Consider the following 16,908-nt stretch of genomic DNA (forward strand, 5'->3'; position numbering starts at 1 on the left):
AACAAAAACTTAGAGCGGTTCTGCGCTTCCGCGAAAACCTGAACCGCTCTAGACGAACATGTCCAGTTTTTCGATCTCGCCGTCGTCGTTGAACTCGACGAGCTCGGCGACGAAGCTCGGCAGGTAGCCGGTGAAGGCATGCACGGCCTGGCCGCCGGCGCGGCCGACGAGATTGAAGATCGGCTCGACGATGATGAGGCCGGTATCTGGATCGATGCCTATCACCTCTGATATCTCGGTGACGGCACGCCGGCCATTCGCCAGGCGGTTGAGCTGCACGACGAGCTCGACGGCGGCAACGATCTGCTGGCGGATCGCCATGACAGGCAGCGAACTCTGGCCCTGCAGCACCATCACCTCCAGGCGGGTCATCATGTCCTGCGGCGTGTTCGCGTGCGCCGTCGTCATCGAGCCGGCATGGCCGGTGTTCATCGCCTGGAGCATGTCGATCGCCTCCGCACCACGGCATTCGCCAACGATGATGCGGTCGGGACGCATGCGCAGCGCGTTGCGCACGAGGTCGCGGATGGTCACGCTGGTCTCGGACTCTGCCGTCTTCGGCCGCGATTGCAGATAGACGACATGGATGCCGTCGAGCTGCAGTTCGGACGTGTCCTCGACGGCAACGACGCGCTCGCCGACCGGGATGAATTGCGACAGGCTGTTCAAGAGCGTCGTCTTGCCGGAGCCTGTGCCGCCTGAGACAACGATGTTCTTGCGTGAACGAACCGCCGCCTCGAGGAAGGCGCGCATCGGCTCGCTGAGCGCGCCGGCGGTGACCAGCTTGCTGATATCGAGCCGCGACTTGCCGCCGAACTTGCGGATGGTCAGACAAGCGCCCTTGACCGCCAGCGGCGGAATGACGGCGTTGACGCGCGAGCCATCCGGCATGCGGAAGTCGGCCATCGCCTCGCTCTCGTTGATCGAGCGGTTGGAATCGACGGCGATGCGCTCGATCACCTTCATCAGCTGCCGCTCATTGGCGAAGGCGAAGGGATAACGCTCCAGCAGGCCGAATTTTTCGACGTAGATCTCGTCGTAGCGCGTCACCATGATTTCCGAGATGACGTCGAGATCCATCAGCTCGGAGATCGTCCCCCAGCGATACATCAGCTCCTCGATATTGGAGCGCAGGTGCATATGGGCGATCTCGTAACGGTCGCCGGCGTTGAAAAGAGCCTGCCTGGACTGGAAGGCGGCGCTGAACCGCGTATCGAGCTGGGCGAAGTCCGAGCGGGTGGATTCGAAGTTCAGCTTGAGCTGCAGCGCCGAAATCAGCGCCTTGCCGACGTCGAAGAGGCGGCGATTGTCCTGCTCCTCGCGCGACAGGCTTGCGGCATTCGACGAGGCGTCGCGCCGCCCCGTGCGGGCAATGCGTTTGGCCAGCCACCGATAGACGGCGTTCTTGATGACAAGGATGACGAGATCTTGCGGTGCAGCGTCGAGCGCCTCCTTGATGAACATGTCGAGGCGCTCGCGGATTCGGTTTCGCGTGTCCTCGCGGCCGAAATCGGAAGATTTCACCAGCCGGTCATATTGCGTGTCCTTCAGTAGGCGCTCGTGGATTTCCATCTGCAGGGCGAGCACACGTTCCTGGTCGGGAAACTGCGTGACCGCTTCGGCCACCGCCGCCGGCTCGACGAGCTCGATCGTGACGTTCGGCACCCAGATCGACATGCCGGCCGATACCGCGACCGGCGTGCCGGCCCGAAGCGGCTGATCGTCGACGCGCGTCGGGTTGCGGCCGTGATGCTGCACCGACCAACCCTGGCCCGACTTCCGCAGCACGAATTGCGGCGAGGAGACGTGGCTGCCGCGCAGGCGCACGACGCCCGCGCCGGCAGGCAGCGTCAGCGTGCTGCTTTCGCCGACGAAATAGGTCTCGTTCGCCGAGAGCGGGATGACCTCCCGACCGCTGCCGTCCTCATAGGAAATCTTCAACAGCATGGCTCATTCCCCCGCGCCGGTCACATGCGCGTCCAGTTGATGCTCGGCAGGTCCTCGACGGTATTGTCGGCCGGATTGCGCAGCACGAGGTTCAGGCTGCCGTTCGATTGGCCCATGGCAAAAATCAGCATTTCGGCTTCCGACGGCGTCACTTCGACGGTCACATTGTTGTACGTACTGTTGGCCTTGGTGACCGCGCCCTCCGCCGTCGTCGCCGCGCCGACGGCCAGCACTTTGACATTCTGCAGGAAGGTGCGGGTGACGACGCGGGTGCGCGAGCTTATGCCGAGTTTATAATCCTGCGCCTGTTTGCGGTAGGCGTTGACATCGTTCTCGTCGGCGCCCGGATACTGGGTGAGATAGTTCTTCAGCATCTGCTCGACGGGCGACTGCGGCTGGGCTGGAGCCTGCGGCTGTCCTGCTGTGGCCGGCGCCTGACCAGGGACGGCAGGCTGGCCTGGCACGGCAGCGGGCTGGCCGGGCGCTCCCGGTTGGGCCGCTGCGGCCGGCGCCACGGGCTCGACCGGTTCGTCGACCGTGCCGATGATATCGACATAGCTGCCTGGTTCGACGAAATGGCCGACGGCCGCGGCCGCGTTGACGGGAAGGGTCAGCGCCCGCTTACCCGGCGCGATCATCGTCGTAAGGCGTCCGCCGTCGGTATCGTCGAAATACTGGAAGAGCAGCACGGAGCCTGCCGGAATATCGCTCGCAGCCGTCCTGTCCTTCAGCCATTCCTGATAGGCGCTGGCGGCAGGCACCGCGAGTTTGGCGAGCGCCCCGAAGCTTTCCGGCAGCATCACCGGCTCGGCAAGCATGTCGGGTGTGATCGCCTGTCCTCGCGTGACCTTCCTGTCGGGCTGGAGCCGAATGAAGGCATAGGCCGTCTGCTCGTTCTTGACGCTCTCGGTCCAGAAGTAGAGCAGAACGCCGGTGATGAGCCCGACGATGACAGCCGCGATGAGCTTCCAGTTCATGGTGTTATTCCCCCTACGAAGGGTTGCCTGATTTGAATGACCTCGACGGTTCGGCCGTCGGTTTTGCTGCGAGTGTAAAGAACATTGGCCTCGACGCTGCCGCGCCGGCCATAAAGGGCAGTGACCCCGCCCCGCTGCGCCGGCGGCGTCTCGATGGTGAAGCCATCGCGGGCAAGCAGATCGGCGCGCTGATCGGACCAGCGCACGGCCGACAGCGTGCCTTTCGACACGACCGTGCGTGACGTGTGGCCCTTGTCGCGATCGCCGATATCGCTCAGCACCTCGACACCGGCCGGCGGACGCAGCGACTGCGGCAGCTTGGTGACATCGGCAGGTGCTGCAAAGGCCGGCAGCGTCGAGGCAACATCGTCGAAGCGGCTCATCAGCACCTCGGTCATCGGCGCATCGGCCGGCCTGCGGATCATGATCGTGACGCCCGGGATGGGCGCTCTCGCCGAGGGATTTGCAGGGTCCTGCCGTCTGAGATAATCGAGGGCAGCCTCGCCGTCGCCGTCGAAGAATCGCACCACCACGGCGAGATCGTCGCGGATGCGGCTCGTCTTCGGGACGATCAGCATGTTGGCGGCAATGACGGCGGTCAGTTCTTCCTTGTCGTTGCTTTTCGGCAGGGCGGGCCGGGTATTGACGGCCAGCACCCGCAGCCACTCGTCGGTGATATCGGAAATGCTGCGATCGCTCTGATAGGGCGTGAATTCAAGCGGCTGGCCGTTGATGACGAGATCGCGCGGCGCGCGTTCCGGCGCGCCAAGGATGCCGGCCAGCATCGAATTCAGCGTCACCCTCAAATCCTTGTAGATCTCGGCTCGAACAGGTGTGGCCGCGGCGGCGGCAAGCCCGATGACGAGCACCAAAGCGGCGAGATGGCTGGCAAAACGAAAGGAGATGCGCGGGCCCCGTCTCATCTTATTTCGCTCCCGGAAAGACGCCGTCGAACAGATCGCCAGAATCGCTGGCCACGCCGCGGATTTCCCGGCGCAGGGTCGGATCGTAGCCTCGGCGCGTGGTATCGTTGTTGTGGGAGGCAAACAGTGTCGAGTCATCCACCGTGAACGCGTCCTTCCAGCGGAGGCTCCTGATGGTATCGAGATCGTCGGAATCCCTGAACTTGTAGACTCGATCGGCCGTCGCGGTGACGAGCTGCGGCTTCTCATTGGCGAGGTCGCCGACCATGTCGCCGAAATCGCGGCCGTCGCTCTTCCAGGTCTTCTGTACGTCGTCCCAGACAAAGGTGCGCTGAGGGTCGCCGCCGCCTTCATGCGATGGTGTGCGTGAGCAGCTCATGGCGTCGCGTCCCGGCAGGGCCGGCAGAGCCGGGATCGGAAAGACGTTCGAGAAATCCGACGTGCAATCCAGCCCATTCGCCTCGGCAAAGGCGGCGTTGCGCATCGCCACCATGGTTCCGACCTTCTTGGTGGAAATCTTGTTCGCATGGATGACGAAAATCACGATCAGCAGGATGACCGGCGCAGCGAGCACGAATTCAATCGAGGCGAGACCGCGCCTATCGCGGTGCAGCCGCATCAGCAGCCCGCGGCCGGGAGGACCGCTCATAGGCTCAGTGTGTGTTGACGGCAGCCCAGGCATTGGCTCCTCCTCGGTCGAAGACGCGGGTCAGGCCGGTAAAACTATCGGCCGCCGGGCTTTGCTTGATGGTGTTGGAAACTTGGCCGATATCGTCGGCGAGTGTCGCGGGGGCAAGCGATGCCAGCCAGTCCTGCGTGTAGAGGTCGAAGGCCGTGTAGTTGTGGACCCAGCTCTGCGCCAAGGCGTAGGCGGACGGCGTCTTGTCCTTGAAGATGCGGATCTGCAGCCTGGCGCGCGGGGCGCGGGAAACGATCGCCAGCGTCTGGTAGTCGTCGAGCTGCTCGCCGCCGAAGGGCGTGAAGTTAAACGGTATGCGTCCTTTCAGCCAGTAAGGCTTCGGGAAGGAGATGACAGGCAGGGGAGCACCCGCCACGGAAATCGCGCCACCGGCTGGGCCGCAGACCTGATTCCAGATCATGTCGAACTTGCGGGTGAAATCGTTCTCGTCTTTTGTCTGCTTGTCGGAATAGCGCGGTGGCTTGTCGATAGGCAGCTGGAAGGGGTTCACGATGCCGAACTCGATGCCGAAGAGTTCCTCGGCGATATAGAAGCTGCCATCGAGCAGCAATTCCTGCCACCAGCTGAGATCGCCAAATTGCTCGATGATCGCCTTGAACGGGACCTTGCTCAGATAGGCCGGGCCGAAAGCTTCATAAAAGATGTAGAAGTCCACTAAAGCATCGTCGATGCCGCTCTCGTGGTTGACCCAGTCGCGGATATGGCTGCCGTCGGCGCCGCCTGCGGTCAACGGGCCCTTGCCGTTGGGGAAGCCACGCTTGGCAAACTCGCCGCGCATGAGGAGCGGGTCCTGCCCTTGCGTGCCCTTGCTCATTGCCAGGCACATTTCAGCATAGGCCGCAGCGGGATTGATGCCGTCGCGATCGACCGGCAGGTTGCCGCCGGCGCCCTCTCCGGCGTCGTTGCAGGATTCGCACGGCGGGTGGAAGACGACATGATCCGACTTGTTCAGGCGCACCAGATGCAGGGCTTCGTTGCCGACCCGCTGCGGAAAACTCTCGACGAGGTAGTCGTTGAGATCGTTCATGGCATCAATGATGTCGCTGGACTTATTGATGAGATCCCACGGATCATATTTGTGTTGAGCGATGCCCACATATGCAAGCGCTTTGGTGGCTCCTATCGCCCGGACCCCCTGGAACGCCAGGCAAGCACCGTAGATGATGCCGCCGACGATCGGGACCTTCTGCCAGCCGGGGCAATGGGGCATCGGCGGCATCGGCGGCAAAAGGGATGCCGGCCCGAAGCCTTCGGTGAAGGAATATTGGGCGAGTTTTGCCAGAATGGCGGCCGAGCGCAGGGCCAGTTCCGCCGTCGTCAGCTGGAAGGCGACCGAGGTCGCCATGACGACGGTTGCCTGCGAGGAGGCGACGTTGTTCATCGCCATGATGTTGAGATAGCGGGCTTCCCAGTCGGCATGGACGAGCGCTGCGGCATCCGCCGTGTCCTGCGTGCGCTGCTTGTCGTAGATCATCTGTCCGGTATTCAGGATCCAGACGATCATCAGGGCGAGCGCGATCGTCATGTAGAGGATGATCGGCGACAGGAAGCCGCGTTCGTCGCGGTGCAGGCGCTTGATGAGGGTCGATGTCATAGCAGGTTCACCTCCGCCGTCGAGATCGTGTAGTAGCGGCCGTCTTTCCTCTGGCCGCGGGCAAAGACCCAGCCGGCATATTCGAGCAGCAGGAAGCGCGCTTCCACCTTGGCGGTGACCGGCACATGCGGCGAGCGGTTGATGGCGGCATAGAGCGCCATCGGCGCGCGCTCGACGGTCACGGTGACGTTCTGCGGGTCGAACATGTAGCGGGCCTGGTTGCGCATCGCGCGCCAGTTCTTCGACAGGCCCGAGGCATCGGCAAGGCTTTTCAGCGCATCTTCCGGCGGCTGGCAGGCACCGACGCATTTCAGCTGGTCGTAGGGTGCGGCCGGGATCAGCGCCAGGCGGGCGGCAAGATCGGCCTTGCCGGCGGCAGCATCGTCGTCGCAGGTCCTGGCGTCGATCAAGCTCCGGATGGTGATCGGCAGGGCCGGGCAGAAATAGACACGGGCGCTGCGCGCCGCCGCATAGGCGGCATAGTGGGTGAAGAGGTGGTTCTTGGCCAGGATCGTGAACTGGAAGACCACGAACATGAAGAAGACGAAGACCGGTGTCACGAGAACGAAATCCATCATCGTCGTGCTGCCGGAGATGTCGCCGTGCAGCTCCGATATCCGGCGCCGGCGGGCGGAAAGCCGCGGCAGCAGCAGCATCGAGGCAAGCAGCATCATGGCGATCGCAAAGGTACCGAGGAGCGCGCCGTGATCCTGAGGGACCCAGAAGGTCCGCGAGTGCAGGATCGAACTCCAGAAGGCGCCGTCGAAGATGGGGCGTTCGAGTTCAGCGCGCATTGCTGTTACCTCACGAGTGAAAGAGGGGTGAAATCGGGCATGAAAAGGCACCAGAGAAGTCCGAGAGCAGCGGCAACGCCGAAGCGGACGGTATGATGGGTTTCGCGCGGCTTCAGCACCAAAGCGGCATCGCGGAAACCGGCAGGCAGGAGAAGCGCAAACAGTCCGACCGTTCGGGCCAGCACGCTCCACTGAACGCGCCGCGCCATGGAGAAAACGGCGATCACGCCGCCGGCCATCAGCGATGCAAGGGTGACGTCGATGGCGGGCCAGAGGCCGAGAATGGCGCCGAGCGCCGCCATCAGCTTGACGTCGCCGCCGCCGCAGCTTCCGGCTGCGAAGGCGATGATGAAGATCAGGCCGGCTGCAAGGAGGCCTGCGAAGGCAAGCCCTACTCCTGCGAGACCGCCGCTGACTGCCGCCAACATGAACCCGCCAAGCAGGCAGGGATAGGTAACGGCGTTCGGGATATGACCGTGGCGATGGTCGAGCACCGCCGCGATCATGGTGCAGGCGACGGCAAGAGCCGCCGCCGCTGGCATCAGGGTCAGATCATAGGTCGTATCCATGATCCCGACCCGCTTATTGACCCGGCTCAGGAATTCTCTCGGCATCCGAGAGCGCCGTGTTCTTTTCGTTGAACCATTCGCCGATCTGTTTGCCGAATGCGAGCAGGATCAGCATCAGCGGAATGACGATCAGGGCGACTGCCAGGACGATCTGGGCCATGTCGCCGCGTTCGTCCTTGTGAAGTGCAATTGCGAGAGTCTTGAGTTTGCCAAACATGTGATTACTCCTCATTCTCAGGTTTGTTTCGGTTAGAAGCCCTGGTGAAGGTGAAGCAAGCATACGCCATCGATCCGAACGAGCATGTTGCTCGATCCAATGATATTTTCTGCTTCAGCTTATCTTCCCCGGCGGCCAACGTTTGTTGAGCAACACCATTAAGACCCAAGAGTGCGCCCAAGGCCAGCCCTCCGTCAAGCAAACGAAACGAAGGGTTCCAATTGTCTTGGAGGCATCGCCGGCAAAATCGCAGTTGACGACGGGTTTTTTCAACTAACCGATTGAACAGGCTGCAGTTTTACCTGAAGAGACGAAGTTTTGGACGGCCTTTTGAAGCTTCGTCTACTGCTCCATAATTGGTCAATTCTTTCAAAGCGATAGGAGAAACGGCGTGCGGCGGCCATAATGGCTGCCTCAGCGGGGCCCGGCCATGGCGTTGTTTGGCGATCTGGATTAAGCTTTCCTCAAATGGTGGGTATTGCCAACCAGTCGATCCGGAGAGAAAACGATGGAAACGATGAGCAGCATCTTAATACTTGCATTGGTCCTCATTCCATTGATGATGTTCTTTCCGAGCGCGGTTCAGATGATGGCGACGCTGTTCGGCATGAGCACGGTCCTGGTCGGGATGCCGCTCTGATGAAAGCCGTTTCCGACGACGCTGCCGAACAGGCGACCTTTCAGGTCCTGACCCGTGCGCTGGACAAGCTGCTCGGGCCGATCCGCTTTCTCCTCGATGATCCGAGCGTGTCCGAAATCCTGATCAACGGCACATCCGACATCTTCGTCGAAAGGCGAGGCAAGCTCGAACGGGCCGATACGCGCTTCGCCAGCCGCGAAGATCTGGAATCGGCCGCGCGCAGCATCGCGCAGTTCTCCGGCAAGCGGCTGACGCCGGAGGAGCCAAGCATCGAGGCGCGTCTGCCGGATGGTTCGCGCGTGCAGATGATCCAGCCGCCCGCCTCCCGCACCGGGCTCTGCATCTCCATTCGCCGCTTTTTGAAGGAACATCGCAGCATCCGCGATCTCGTCACCCAGGGCAGCCTGACCGACCAGTCGCTGACGCTGCTGCAGGCGGCCGTCGGGCTGCAGAAGAACGTCATCATCTCCGGCGGCACAGGCACCGGCAAGACGACGATGCTGAATGCACTGTCGGAAGCCTTCGCCGACCACGAGCGCATCATCGTCATCGAGGACACCTCCGAACTGCAGATCCGCAAGGAACATGTGGTCTATCTCGAAGTGACGAAGCCCGACCGTTTCGGGCGCGGCGGCGCCAGCATCCGCGACCTCTTCCGCTCGTCGCTGCGCATGCGGCCGGACCGGGTCATCGTCGGCGAGTGCCGCGGCGGCGAGGCGCTCGATATGATCCAGGCGATGACCTCAGGCCACAGCGGCAGCCTTTCGACGGTGCATGCGAACACGCCTTATGACTCCTTGCACCGGCTGGAGACGCTGGCGCTGATGTCTGATATCGACATGCCGCTTCGGCCGCTGCGCGCCCAGATCGCCTCGGCGGTCGACGTCGTCGTGCAGATCGCCCGCTTCAAGCGCAACGGCCGGCGCCGGGTAATCGAGATCTCCGAGATCAAGGGCCTGAACAATGACGGCCAGTATATCGTCGAAAGCATCTACAAGCTCGAGGGTGACGGTCATTCCAATCCCGATGGCGCACTGCTGTGGACCGGCGTCGTGCCGAGCTTTGCCGCCGATGCGCTGGAAGAGCTGCAAGGCGCCGAGCGCCCCGAATGGGTCGGTGCCGCCGCGCAGGTAACGGCCTGAAACCTTTGGCGGACGTCGCCTCCAACAAGCGCTTGGCGGCGGCATTTATTCGCGCAATGATTGCACATATGCAATACTCTATTAATGTTCCCGTTGCACTCTAGCGATATCAAATGATTCACGTTCGTCATGATGACGATCTGCAAATGCCGCCTCATGAGAGGGCGCTTAACAGAGAAGACATCATGGTTTCCATTTCATCGCCCGCAGCTTCCGGCAATTCGACGGCGCTGACCCTTCTCAAGGGCTCTTCCCAGTCGTCCGCTGCGGCGACAAAACAGTCGGCCGCCAGCCGGATTCTGTCATCCATTTCCGGCGTCAATCTCGATCCGCTGAAGCAGGCCGAGGGTCAGATCACCCGAATTCTGCTCGAAAGCGGTGGGCAGTTCATCATCGGCGGCGCGTTTTCGGACATCACCGGCACCGATAAGGATGACATTATCCGTGCGGGGCCGGGCAGCGGGGTGAACGGCGGCGCCGGTGACGACATCATCAGCGGCAGCTTCAAGATGGATATTAGCGGCGGCGCAGGAACGATACGATTTCGGTTAGCTCTGGCAGCACTGTCGACGGTGGTGACGGCAACGATACGATCTCTGCCGGATTCGAAAATACGATGAATGGCGGCGCAGGCGCTGATACGATCTCTGCCTCGCACAAGAATGCAGTCAATGCCGGCTCCGGCAATGATGTGCTCACTATGGGGCATGATAACTTGATCGACGCCGGGGCCGGCGATGATACGATTTATGCTGGAGTTGGAAACACGATCACCGGCGGCACCGGAAACGATAGGATCGTTATTACCGACATTCAGTCAGCACTTCATGGAAGCACCGGTTCCACCGTTAAGTTTGCAGTTGGAGATGGACGAGACTCCGTTACTCTTGTGAGATCTTCGTCCACGCTTGAACTGGGTGAAGGCTTCACTGCCGCAAACACGAAGGTAACGTTCAGCGATAACAAGGCAACGATCTCCTTCGATGGAAACGAGACCGATGGAATCTCGGTCGATTTCTTGTTCGACAGCGCACTGACGCTCTCCTTTGCCGACGGCAGTACCTTGGAGGTGAAGCCCGGCATCGTCCCCGCACCCACCTTGGTGTCCTCATACGGGCAGGCCTGACCAAAGGCCCTCACCGAGAAGGCGGGGCGTTGCAGATAGCAGCGATGCAACATTGAAGCCGGCATGGCTTTTCGGGTTCCAGCGACACATGCTGGAACTCAGGCTCTCGTCATGATGACGATCTGCAAGGGGGCGCTCAACAGAGAGGACATCATGGTTTCCGTTTCATCTTCCGCAGCTTTGGGCAATTCGACGGCGTTGACCCTTCTCAAGGGTTCCGCCCAGTCGGCCGCGGCGGCGACAAAACAGTCCGCCGCCAGCCAGATTCTGTCATCCATTTCCGGCGTCAATCTTGATCCGCTGAAGCAGGCGGAGGGACAGATCACCCGAATCCTGCTTGAAAGCGGCGGACAGTTCATCATCGGCGACGCGTCTTCTGACATCATCGGCACTGACAAGGACGACATTATCCGTGCGGGGCCAGGCAGTTGGGTGAACGGCGGAGCTGGCCACGACATCATTCGCGGCAGCTTCGAAATGCACATCAGCGGCGGCGCTGGAAACGATTCGATATCGGTTACCTCTCACAGCACGATCGACGGCGGCGAGGGAAATGATACGCTTTTTGCCGGATTGGAAAGCACAATGACGGGTGATGCAGGAGACGATGCCATCATTGCCTGGCGCAACAATACGATTGATGCAGGTGCTGGCAACGATACTATCCAGGTTGGGATAGGGAACATTGTCAGCGGCGGTACCGGAAATGATAAAATTGTCATTAGCGGCATCCAGGCTGAGAGCTACGGAAGCTCCGGATCGACTGTCAAATTCGCGATCGGCGACGGACAGGATTCCCTTACATTGGCCCGAAGCGCCTCCACGGTCGAGTTGGGCGAAGGCTTCACCGCCGAGAATACGAAAGTCACTATAACGGATAACAAAGCCACGATTTCCTTCGGCGGAAACGAGAACGATGGGCTCTCTGTCGACTTTCTATTCGGCAGTGCGCTGACACTCTCCTTTGCCGATGGCAGTACGTTAGAGGTCAAGCCTCCCGAAGCAGTGCCCAGCTTCGTGTCATCATACGGACAAGTCTGACCAAAGCCCCTTCGCCGACAAGGCGAGGCGTTGCAGACCGTGAGATGCAACATTGAAGCCGGCATGGCTTTTCCGGTTCCAGCGACACGTGCTGGAACCCAGGCTCTGTTATGATGACGATGCGCTATCTTTTTCGGCGCGCGCCGCCATATGGGTGAGATCGTCCCAGAGGCTTTCGGCAAAACTGCGCAGGACCGTAAGCTCGAAGCTGTCATCGCCGGTGCGGACGATCTGCACGGAGAGATGACCGACCATCGTCATGGCCGAATGGCCTTCCGGAAAGACGGAAGGATCGAGATCGACGGCTGTGCCTCGTGACAGAAGTGCCCGCGAAGAACGGCCGGAAACGCCGATCCGCACGCGCCCGTGGCCCTGGTCCATGACGAAGGCCTTTCCCGCAAGCGCTGCCGCGAGAGCATCGAGGCTGGCGGGCACGAGCGGTTCGTCGCCGGCGACGAACCATTGCCGGAAGCCTGCCTGGCGGATCGAACTTTTCGCAAAGCCTGCTTTCACCAATTCCGTGGCGAGCGCGGTGGGCTCGATTGCGCCGAGCACATGCAGGAGATGGCCCTCCGGCAAGGCTTCCAGCCGGACGCCCGCCCCTGAGATGCCGTTATATGCCATGCCGGCCAGAACCGGTCTGTGTTGCGGAAGATCACGCATGGAGCTTCTCGTTTTCGGGATCGATGAAGACGGGATGGCAGAGCACCGCATCGGCGAATTCGTTGCGCAGGCCGTTCCAGACCGTCACCTTTTCACCGATGCGCTCCGGCCCACGCCTGACGAGCGCCAGGCCGATCGTATGGCCGAGCCCCGGCGAAAAGGCGCTTGATGTCACGTAGCCCTGGTCGTTTTCGAGCGTCGCCGCAACGCCGTCGGCAAGAATATGCGAGCCGGTGCGGAAGCCCGTCGCCGGATTGAGCGGCTTGACGCCGACAAGGCGCGGCCGCTCGGGATCCTGCAACCCTTCACGGGCAAGCATTGCCTTGCCGATGAAATCCGGCTTGGTTGATGAAACCATGCGGCCGAAACCGAGGTCACCAGGCGTCACCGTGCCGTTGATCTCGGCATGGGTGACATGGCCCTTTTCGATGCGCATGACGCCGAGCGCTTCGGCGCCATAGGCGCAGATGCCATGTTTCTCGCCCGCCGCCATGATCGCATCGGCAACACCTTCCCCGTAGCCGGCGGGTACTGCCAGCTCGTAGGCGAGTTCACCGGAGAAGGAAATCCGGAAGAGCCGGCCCTCGAGGCGGCCGCCGAAGAGGGAGACCTTGCGGGCACTCATGAAGGGGAAGGCCGCATCCGACAAGTCCTCGTCGACGATCTCCCGAAGAATGGCGCGCGACTTCGGCCCGGCAACGGCCATCTGCGCCCATTGATCGGTTGAGGAGGCGAAGCAGACGTCGAGTTCCGGCCAGATCGTCTGGGCGCAGAATTCGAGATGAGTCAGCACGCCGGCGGCAAGCGCCGTCGTCGTCGTCATGAAGAAATGCTCGTCACTGAACCGGCTGGTGGTGCCGTCATCATAGATGAAGCCGTCCTCACGCAGCATGATGCCGTAACGCGCCTTGCCGACGGCGAGCTTGGCGAAGCCGTTACAATAGATGCGATCGAGGAAGGTCGCGGCATCCTTGCCAAAGATTTCGATCTTGCCGAGAGTCGAGACGTCGCAGAGGCCGGCGTTCCTACGGATGTTCAGCACCTCGCGGTCGACGCTTTCGCGCCATGTCGCCTCTCCGGCGCGCGGAAACCAGGAGGAACGATACCAGAGGCCGGTTTCGACGAAGACCGCGCCGTTCTTCTCGGCCCAGCCATGCAGCGGCGATTTGCGCGCCGGCTGGAAATGTTTGCCGCGCGATGCTCCTGTCAAGGCGCCGAAGGAAACCGGCGTATAGAAGGGCCGGAACGTTGTCGTTCCCACTTCGGCAGGTGACACGCCACGCGCCTCGGCAAGAATTCCGATGGCGTTGATGTTAGAAAGCTTGCCCTGATCGGTCGCCATGCCTGATGTCGTGTAACGCTTGGCGAGTTCGACATGGCCGTAGCCTTCGCGGACAGCGAGACCCAAATCCTTGAGATGCACGTCGTTCTGATAATCGACGAAAGCCTTGCCCTTCGAACCCTTCACCGACCAGAGCGGCTTTGCCTGTGCGGCCGTCTCGGAAGCCGCGCCAAAGGCCGGCTCCACCGTTGCGAAGCCGATCATCTTCAATGCGGCAGCTGCCTTTACGGCGCCATCCCCAAGGCAGGTCGCCGTGTTCGCAAGGCTGGCGGCCGAACCGGCAACGGCAAGACCTTCCTGCTGGGCGGGCGCCAGAAACGCCGAGGCCTCGTGCGACCATTGCGGCTTCGCGCCGCGATGACAGGCAAGATGAATGATCGGGCTCCAGCCCCCTGACATGGCAAGCGCATCCGCTTCGATCCGGCGGGTGCCGTCTGCGGTCTTGACGTTGACGCCGCGCAGGCTCTTGCCGCCAAACGCATCGATGACCCTGGCGCCCTCCAGCACTTCGGCGCGGCCCTGCCAACTCCCACCTCCATCCCCGCGGCTGTCGACGATCGCCGCGACCGCGAGGCCGGCGGCCTCCAGATCGGCGGCGGTGCGATATCCGGCGTCGCTGGTGGTGAAGATGACAGTGCTTCTGCCGGGTGCGACCGCCTGCCGATTGAGATAACTGCGCATCGCGCCTGCCATCATCACACCGGGAATATCGTTGCCGCCGAAGACGAGCGGACGCTCCTCGGCGCCGGTCGCAAGGATCGCCTGGCGGGCGACGATGCGCCACAACCGTTCGACGGGGCGTTCCGGGTCGGGTATCGCCACGTGCTTCTGCACCCGTTCGACCGCGCCGAAGACATTGTCGTCGTACCAGCCAAACACCGTCATGCGCGGCAGGCGGCGCACATTCTCCAGGCTCACCAGTTCGGCAAGCAGCTCACCCAGAACCGCGTCCGCCGGCTGGCCGTCGACGGTGCCGCTGTCGGAAAGCAGGCTGCCGCCGAGTTCGGATCCCTCGTCGGCGAGGATGACGCGCGCACCGGCGCGGCCGGCGGTGAGCGCTGCGGCAAGACCGGTGGGGCCGGCGCCGATCACCAGCAGATCGCAGTGCGCCCAGCATTTCTCGTAAGTGTCGGGATCGGCCTCGTAGGAGGCCCTGCCGAGGCCCGCCGCCTTGCGGATCACCGGCTCGTAGAGCTTTTCCCAGAGGGCCGCCGGCCACATGAAGGTCTTGTAGTAGAAACCGGCGCTGAGGAAGGGCGACAGCAGCCCGTTGACCGCGCCGACATCGAAGCCGAGCGAGGGCCAGCGGTTCTGGCTCTTTGCCGTCAGCCCCTGGTAAAGCTCGATCATCGTTGCGCGCGTATTCGGTTCGGTGCGCCCGCCGCTGCCTGTCGTCACCAGCGCGTTCGGTTCGGCAGCCCCCGCCGTCAGGATGCCGCGCGGGCGATGATATTTGAAGCTGCGGCCGACGAGCTGGATGCCGTTGGCAAGCAGCGCCGAGGCGAGTGTGTCGCCCGTATGGCCCTCAAGAGGCCTGCCATCGAAGGTGAAGCCGAGTGTCGTGGCGCGGTCGATGCGGCCGCCGGAGGAAAGACGGAAGCTCGTCATGCCGGTTCTCCGCCAAGCTTGGAGAGGGCGGCATCCCTAACGCCGTGGACCGCATGGGTGACGGTATCGCGTTCAACGATCAGCCAGCGCCGGCATCCCGAGGAGTGGTGCCAGTATTCACTGTGCCGGCCCCTCGGATTGTCACGAAGATAGACATAATCGAACCAAGCCTCCGCACCGGCATCCGGCGCCGGCCGAGCAAGGCCGGCATCACCGCGGATCGAAAATTCCTCCTTGGGTCGGGCGCCGCAATGGGGACAGGAAATCAGGCTCGCCATCTTAAATGTCCTCAGTGCAGGTTGGCCTGGGCGCCGACGCCCTTTTCGTCGATCGGATAGCCGCGCGCGAAACGATCAAGCCGGAAGGCGCGGGCGGTCTGATGCGGCGTTTTGCGGGCGATCAGATGGGCGTAGCAGAAGCCGGAGGCGGGCGTGGCCTTGAAGCCGCCGTAACACCAGCCGGTGTTGAGATAGAGATTGTCCATATGGGTGCGGTCGATGATCGGCGAGCCGTCCATGCTCATATCCATGACGCCGCCCCAGGAGCGCAGATAACGCACGCGCGACAGCGACGGGATCAGCGCCAGCCCGGCTTCGGCGACATGCTCGACCGAAGCGAGATTGCCGCGCTGGGCATAGGAATTGTAGCCATCGATATCGCCGCCGAAGACGAGGCCGCCCTTGTCCGACTGGGACGCGTAGAAATGCCCGGCGCCGAAGGTGACGACCGTGTCGATGAACGGCTTCAGCCCCTCCGAAACAAAGGCCTGCAGCACATGGCTTTCAATCGGCAGCCGCAGGCCGGCCATATCGGCGACGACGGTGGAATTGCCGGCGGCCGCCAGCGCCAGCTTGCCGCAGCCGATGAAACCCTTGCTGGTCTCGACGCCGGTAATCTGACCGTTTTCGCTGCGTATGCCAGTCACCTCGCACTGGGTGATGATGTCGACGCCGCGTTGATCGGCGCCGCGCGCATAACCCCAGGCGACCGCATCATGGCGCACTGTGCCGCCGCGCGGCTGTAACAGTCCGCCCATAATGGGGAAACGGGCATTGTCGAAATCCAGGAAGGGCAATTTCTTGCGTACCGCCTGCCGGTCGAGAAGCTCGGCGTCGACGCCGTGCAGCCGCATGGCGTTGCCCCGGCGCGTATAGGCGTCACGCTGCGCGTCGGAATGGAAGAGGTTGAGTACGCCGCGCTGCGAGACCATGGCGTTGAAGTTGAAGTCCTGCTCCAGCCCTTCCCAGAGCTTCATCGACAGCTCGTAGAAGGGATTGTTGCCAGGCAGCAGGTAGTTCGAACGGATGATCGTCGTGTTCCTGCCGATATTGCCGGAGCCGAGATAGCCCTTTTCGAGGACGGCGACATTGGTGACGCCGAATTCCTTGGCAAGATAATAGGCGGTGGCAAGGCCATGGCCGCCGCCGCCAACGATAATGACGTCGTAGTGCGGCTTCGGCGCCGGATCGCGCCAGGCTGGCGCCCAGCCTTTGTTGCCGCGAAGGCCGTTCAGGAAAATCGAAAGAGCGGAATAGCGCATGGGTCACCCGGAAAGAACAGCTGCATGATGCCAGAAAGGGGAGGGCGGACTTGCACAGAAGGGACATCAATCGCTAAGAAGGAGA

Annotated in this window: 17 protein-coding genes; 5 read left to right on the forward strand and 12 right to left on the reverse strand. The window is 62.2% G+C overall.

Features of this window, described 5'->3' with window-relative positions:
• Positions 1–48: 48 nt before the first annotated feature.
• The 8 genes from BA011_RS33775 to BA011_RS33810 are packed head-to-tail and all read right to left on the reverse strand — an operon-like array spanning position 49 to position 7,721.
• Positions 49–1,947, reverse strand: a complete 1,899-nt coding sequence (locus BA011_RS33775) for an ATPase, T2SS/T4P/T4SS family (RefSeq protein ID WP_065284049.1) — start codon at positions 1,945–1,947, stop codon at positions 49–51.
• Positions 1,948–1,967: 20 nt separating this feature from the next.
• Positions 1,968–2,924, reverse strand: coding sequence for a Flp pilus assembly protein CpaB (gene cpaB, locus BA011_RS33780; RefSeq protein WP_065284050.1), 957 nt, complete (start codon positions 2,922–2,924; stop codon positions 1,968–1,970).
• Positions 2,921–3,847, reverse strand: a complete 927-nt coding sequence (locus BA011_RS33785) for a hypothetical protein (RefSeq protein WP_065284051.1) — start codon at positions 3,845–3,847, stop codon at positions 2,921–2,923. Before BA011_RS33785 ends, cpaB begins: the two co-directional genes overlap by 4 nt.
• Position 3,848: 1 nt before the next feature.
• Positions 3,849–4,529 (reverse strand): TadE/TadG family type IV pilus assembly protein, encoded by a 681-nt coding sequence (locus tag BA011_RS33790; RefSeq protein WP_065284052.1) that lies wholly within the window; start codon positions 4,527–4,529, stop codon positions 3,849–3,851.
• Positions 4,501–6,141, reverse strand: coding sequence for a TadE/TadG family type IV pilus assembly protein (locus BA011_RS33795; RefSeq protein ID WP_065284053.1), 1,641 nt, complete (start codon positions 6,139–6,141; stop codon positions 4,501–4,503). The genes BA011_RS33790 and BA011_RS33795 overlap by 29 nt, the downstream gene beginning before the upstream one ends.
• Positions 6,138–6,935, reverse strand: a complete 798-nt coding sequence (locus BA011_RS33800; RefSeq protein WP_065284054.1) for a TadE/TadG family type IV pilus assembly protein — start codon at positions 6,933–6,935, stop codon at positions 6,138–6,140. Before BA011_RS33800 ends, BA011_RS33795 begins: the two co-directional genes overlap by 4 nt.
• A 5-nt stretch (positions 6,936–6,940) precedes the next feature.
• On the reverse strand, positions 6,941–7,504 hold the full coding sequence (locus BA011_RS33805; RefSeq protein WP_065284055.1) for an A24 family peptidase: 564 nt from the start codon (positions 7,502–7,504) through the stop codon (positions 6,941–6,943).
• 13 nt (positions 7,505–7,517) lie between these two features.
• Entirely contained in the window at positions 7,518–7,721 is a 204-nt protein-coding gene (locus BA011_RS33810; protein WP_003548168.1) for a hypothetical protein, read from the reverse strand.
• A gap of 508 nt (positions 7,722–8,229) precedes the next feature.
• Here BA011_RS33810 and BA011_RS46180 point away from each other — a divergent pair.
• The 5 genes from BA011_RS46180 to BA011_RS33825 all read left to right on the forward strand — a co-directional run bounded on the left by BA011_RS46180 (position 8,230) and on the right by BA011_RS33825 (position 11,670).
• A complete protein-coding gene (locus BA011_RS46180; protein WP_257785324.1) occupies positions 8,230–8,361 on the forward strand; it encodes a hypothetical protein in 132 nt (43 codons plus the stop codon).
• Positions 8,361–9,503 carry a CpaF family protein gene (locus BA011_RS33815; RefSeq protein ID WP_065284056.1) on the forward strand — a complete coding sequence of 381 codons (1,143 nt, stop codon included), beginning with the start codon at positions 8,361–8,363 and terminating at the stop codon, positions 9,501–9,503. The genes BA011_RS46180 and BA011_RS33815 overlap by 1 nt, the downstream gene beginning before the upstream one ends.
• A 185-nt stretch (positions 9,504–9,688) precedes the next feature.
• On the forward strand, positions 9,689–10,123 hold the full coding sequence (locus BA011_RS45570; RefSeq protein WP_237352798.1) for a hypothetical protein: 435 nt from the start codon (positions 9,689–9,691) through the stop codon (positions 10,121–10,123).
• Complete coding sequence (locus BA011_RS45575) at positions 10,120–10,629, forward strand: hypothetical protein (RefSeq protein ID WP_237352799.1); 510 nt, start codon at positions 10,120–10,122, stop codon at positions 10,627–10,629. Before BA011_RS45570 ends, BA011_RS45575 begins: the two co-directional genes overlap by 4 nt.
• 111 nt (positions 10,630–10,740) lie before the next feature.
• Positions 10,741–11,670: a calcium-binding protein gene (locus tag BA011_RS33825; RefSeq protein ID WP_237352800.1), complete on the forward strand. Its 930-nt coding sequence runs from the start codon at positions 10,741–10,743 to the stop codon at positions 11,668–11,670.
• A 108-nt stretch (positions 11,671–11,778) separates the two neighbouring features.
• Here the strand turns inward: BA011_RS33825 and BA011_RS33830 are convergent, their stop codons facing one another.
• The 4 genes from BA011_RS33830 to BA011_RS33845 are packed head-to-tail and all read right to left on the reverse strand — an operon-like array spanning position 11,779 to position 16,823.
• Positions 11,779–12,333: a sarcosine oxidase subunit gamma gene (locus BA011_RS33830; protein ID WP_065284057.1), complete on the reverse strand. Its 555-nt coding sequence runs from the start codon at positions 12,331–12,333 to the stop codon at positions 11,779–11,781.
• Positions 12,326–15,283: a sarcosine oxidase subunit alpha family protein gene (locus BA011_RS33835; protein WP_065284058.1), complete on the reverse strand. Its 2,958-nt coding sequence runs from the start codon at positions 15,281–15,283 to the stop codon at positions 12,326–12,328. Before BA011_RS33835 ends, BA011_RS33830 begins: the two co-directional genes overlap by 8 nt.
• Entirely contained in the window at positions 15,280–15,561 is a 282-nt protein-coding gene (locus BA011_RS33840) for a sarcosine oxidase subunit delta (RefSeq protein WP_027690120.1), read from the reverse strand. The genes BA011_RS33835 and BA011_RS33840 overlap by 4 nt, the downstream gene beginning before the upstream one ends.
• 11 nt (positions 15,562–15,572) lie before the next feature.
• A complete protein-coding gene (locus BA011_RS33845; protein ID WP_065284059.1) occupies positions 15,573–16,823 on the reverse strand; it encodes a sarcosine oxidase subunit beta family protein in 1,251 nt (416 codons plus the stop codon).
• Positions 16,824–16,908 lie beyond the last annotated feature (85 nt).

The organism is Rhizobium leguminosarum (assembly GCF_001679785.1).
GTDB classification, from domain to species: Bacteria; Pseudomonadota; Alphaproteobacteria; order Rhizobiales; family Rhizobiaceae; genus Rhizobium; species Rhizobium leguminosarum_R.

Bases quoted from the DNA above. Each gene is read 5' to 3' on its own strand.
- BA011_RS33840 (WP_027690120.1), bottom strand. From the start codon at position 15,561: ATGGCGAGCCTGATTTCCTGTCCCCATTGCGGCGCCCGACCCAAGGAG.
- BA011_RS33825 (WP_237352800.1), top strand. From the start codon at position 10,741: ATGATGACGATCTGCAAGGGGGCGCTCAACAGAGAGGACATCATGGTT.
- BA011_RS33805 (WP_065284055.1), bottom strand. From the start codon at position 7,504: ATGGATACGACCTATGATCTGACCCTGATGCCAGCGGCGGCGGCTCTT.
- BA011_RS45575 (WP_237352799.1), top strand. From the start codon at position 10,120: ATGAATGGCGGCGCAGGCGCTGATACGATCTCTGCCTCGCACAAGAAT.
- BA011_RS45570 (WP_237352798.1), top strand. From the start codon at position 9,689: ATGGTTTCCATTTCATCGCCCGCAGCTTCCGGCAATTCGACGGCGCTG.
- BA011_RS46180 (WP_257785324.1), top strand. From the start codon at position 8,230: ATGGAAACGATGAGCAGCATCTTAATACTTGCATTGGTCCTCATTCCA.
- BA011_RS33775 (WP_065284049.1), bottom strand. From the start codon at position 1,947: ATGCTGTTGAAGATTTCCTATGAGGACGGCAGCGGTCGGGAGGTCATC.
- BA011_RS33790 (WP_065284052.1), bottom strand. From the start codon at position 4,529: ATGCCTGGGCTGCCGTCAACACACACTGAGCCTATGAGCGGTCCTCCC.
- BA011_RS33835 (WP_065284058.1), bottom strand. From the start codon at position 15,283: ATGACGAGCTTCCGTCTTTCCTCCGGCGGCCGCATCGACCGCGCCACG.
- BA011_RS33830 (WP_065284057.1), bottom strand. From the start codon at position 12,333: ATGCGTGATCTTCCGCAACACAGACCGGTTCTGGCCGGCATGGCATAT.
- BA011_RS33795 (WP_065284053.1), bottom strand. From the start codon at position 6,141: ATGACATCGACCCTCATCAAGCGCCTGCACCGCGACGAACGCGGCTTC.
- BA011_RS33810 (WP_003548168.1), bottom strand. From the start codon at position 7,721: ATGTTTGGCAAACTCAAGACTCTCGCAATTGCACTTCACAAGGACGAA.
- BA011_RS33845 (WP_065284059.1), bottom strand. From the start codon at position 16,823: ATGCGCTATTCCGCTCTTTCGATTTTCCTGAACGGCCTTCGCGGCAAC.
- BA011_RS33785 (WP_065284051.1), bottom strand. From the start codon at position 3,847: ATGAGACGGGGCCCGCGCATCTCCTTTCGTTTTGCCAGCCATCTCGCC.
- BA011_RS33800 (WP_065284054.1), bottom strand. From the start codon at position 6,935: ATGCGCGCTGAACTCGAACGCCCCATCTTCGACGGCGCCTTCTGGAGT.
- BA011_RS33815 (WP_065284056.1), top strand. From the start codon at position 8,361: ATGAAAGCCGTTTCCGACGACGCTGCCGAACAGGCGACCTTTCAGGTC.
- cpaB (WP_065284050.1), bottom strand. From the start codon at position 2,924: ATGAACTGGAAGCTCATCGCGGCTGTCATCGTCGGGCTCATCACCGGC.